Raw genomic sequence first — 2,849 nt, 5'->3', positions numbered from 1 at the left:
GAAGTATCGACCTCATCGACTTCAATTGGTACAATTTTTTCTAACATTCTAACACGAGATTGTACCGCATCTGTTTTAGAAAATGTACCACGAAAACGATCTATAAATGCTTGATTATCTGCGATGAATTTTTGTTGTTCGTCAAATGCTTTTTGTTGGTGAATTCTTCTGTCTTTTCTTAATTCTAAATATTCAGAATATACAGCTTTATAATCGTAAATTCGACCCATCGTAACTTCAATAGTACGATTTGTAATATTATCTACGAACGTTTTATCGTGCGATATTACCATTACTGCTTTTGCAGAATTAATTAAAAAATCTTCCAACCATTGAATACTTTCAATATCCATATGATTAGTTGGCTCATCTAACAAAATTAAATCTGGTTTTTTTAATAAAATTTTAGCCAATTCAATACGCATTCTCCATCCACCTGAAAATTCTTTCGTCAATCGAGTAAAATCTTCTCTTTCAAAACCTAAACCTTTTAATACTTTCTCTACCTCTGCCTCATAATTTACTTCTTCAATGGCATAAAATTTTTCAGAAAGTTCAGAAACGCGTTCAATTAATTTCATATACGCATCACTTTCATAATCCGTTCTAACTGTTAATTGCTCATTAATTTCGTCAATTTCTTTTTTCATATTAAGCACCTCAGCAAAAGCTTTAGAAGCTTCTTCCATAACAGTACAATTGTCTGAAGTTAATAAATGCTGAGGCAAATAAGCAATTACCGCATCACTTGGAGCAGATATACTACCACGTGTGGCTTTGCTTTCGCCTGCAACAATTTTTAATAAGGTGGATTTTCCAGCGCCATTTTTACCCATAAGGGCAATTTTATCATTTTCATTAATGGCAAAAGTTACTTCGCTAAAAAGAGTGGTTCCGCCAAATTCAACGGCGATATCATTAACTGTAATCATTTTATTTTAAGGTAAAAGGTTCTGGGTAATGGGTTAAAGTATTTATAAATTATATAAAACTATACACTATTTACTAATCACTAAAATTACATATTCATTTTAAAATCTTCAATTGCGTCTCTCACTTTCATAAAATCATCTTCTTCAATAAACAATTCAATTATTTTATTTGTTCCGGAATTTTGTTTGTTTTCTCGTTGTGTTACAAATACATTACCCGATTCTATTACTGTTTGTAATTTTTGTGCAATTGTTTCTTTTCCAGAAAAAATTTTAATAAGTCCCATATTTATATGTTTGGATTTTTGAGGTGCAAATATAGTCTATTTGAATAATTTTAGCCAAAATTGAAAGATTAATAAATTATTGCATTACATTTTATGATTAATAATTGGTAAAACCCGATTTAGATAGGTTGAACTTCAATAAAAGAAGTTATATTTACAAAACGAATAATGCGAAGTAATTAGAAAATTCAAAAAATTATGGCGAAAAGTCAAGACGCAAAAAAAGGTCAAAAAAAAGAACCTTTAAAAACCGCTAAGGAAAAAAAAGAAGAAAAACGCGATAAAAAAAACAATCCAAAAAGAGATTAAAGAAACAAGTCCTGAATTAGTAATAATTGAGGATTTTTTTATTCGTAACTTTTAGTACTTTTACAAAAAAATTGAATGAGCTATTCTGAACAAATAAATTTTATATACGAACACCTAAAAACCAGTTTATCTAATGGGACTTTCGCAAAGTTAACCTTAGGAAAAACGATTGGTAAAACCGAATTAACAAATATTTATTTCCGTACGATTGTAGAAAATGATGCTTTAAAATTAAATGTTACGTTCAGATATTTATCAGAAGAAATTATAGAAATAAAACCAATTGAAGATGTAGTGATGCTTTTAAATCAATACCTAAACAATCCGTTTTTAACTGTAATTTTATTTACAACTGAAAAAGATATTCTAATAAAATTAAACAAAAAACGAATTGCCACCATTACTGAAATGGACAACACGTTTAAAAACGCAGATCCAGTTTTATTGGAATACTTGAAAAAATAAACCCGTATTTTTTACAACTCGTCAGGGAAAATTTTTCCAGGATTTAATATATTATTTGGGTCAAAAACGGCTTTTATTCTTTCCATAAGTTCTAAATGACCTTTGTTAAAAGCAATATCCATATAGTTTTTTTGTACCAATCCGATACCGTGTTCTCCAGACAAAGTGCCTTTTAGCGAGACTGTTAACTCAAAAATTTCTCTTATTCCTTTTGGAACTTCATTTTTCCAATTGTTATCAGACATAGTGCCTTTGATAATATTCACGTGTAAATTTCCATCACCTGCGTGTCCGTAACATACCGATTGAAATCCGTATTTTGAACCAATTTCTTTAATTCCTTTTAATAATTTCGGGAGTTCATATCTTGGTACAACCGTATCTTCTTCTTTATAAATAGAATTTGCCTTTACAGCTTCAGCTACGCCTCTACGCATTTTCCAAAGGGCGTTTTTCTGATCTTCTGTATCCGCAAATAATACTTCATCGATTTCAAATTGTTCTACCACTTCCAATATTTTTTCTGCTTCTTGCATTAAAATTTCAGGGTAATTTCCATCTACTTCAATTAATAAATGAGCTTGATGTTCTGGTTTTACATCTACAGAAATGCCATCCAAATGGGTAACCGACCAATCTATGGCATCACGCTCCATAAATTCTAATGCACTCGGTACTATTCCGGCTCTGAATATCGCAGAAACCGCTTCACAAGCTTGTTCAGCCTTATAAAATGGAACCAAAAGCAATACATTATGTGTATTTTTAGGAATTAGTTTTAAAACAATTTTGGTTACAATTCCTAAAGTACCTTCGCTTCCCACCATCAATTGAGTAAGGTTATAACCTGTTGAAT

Annotated in this window: 4 protein-coding genes; 1 reads left to right on the top strand and 3 read right to left on the bottom strand. The window is 30.4% G+C overall.

Annotated features, from left to right (window positions below):
* Nucleotides 1-932: ABC-F family ATP-binding cassette domain-containing protein (locus ACIQ11_RS10140; RefSeq protein ID WP_396154563.1), on the bottom strand; the 932-nt coding region annotated here is incomplete at its 3' end.
* 86 nt (nucleotides 933-1,018) lie between these two features.
* Entirely contained in the window at nucleotides 1,019-1,219 is a 201-nt protein-coding gene (locus tag ACIQ11_RS10135) for a DUF2007 domain-containing protein (RefSeq protein WP_353076864.1), read from the bottom strand.
* A 384-nt stretch (nucleotides 1,220-1,603) separates the two neighbouring features.
* On the opposite strand from ACIQ11_RS10135, the gene ACIQ11_RS10130 reads away from it, so the two are divergent.
* Complete coding sequence (locus ACIQ11_RS10130; RefSeq protein WP_396154561.1) at nucleotides 1,604-1,993, top strand: hypothetical protein; 390 nt, start codon at nucleotides 1,604-1,606, stop codon at nucleotides 1,991-1,993.
* An 11-nt stretch (nucleotides 1,994-2,004) separates the two neighbouring features.
* Here ACIQ11_RS10130 and ACIQ11_RS10125 read toward each other — a convergent pair.
* The coding region (locus ACIQ11_RS10125) for an FAD-binding oxidoreductase (protein ID WP_396154558.1) at nucleotides 2,005-2,849 on the bottom strand (845 nt) is incomplete at its 5' end.

It is taken from the genome of Flavobacterium sp. (genome assembly GCF_044361065.1).
Taxonomy (GTDB): Bacteria; Bacteroidota; Bacteroidia; order Flavobacteriales; family Flavobacteriaceae; genus Flavobacterium.
This window is presented reverse-complemented; position numbering and strand designations above follow the sequence as displayed.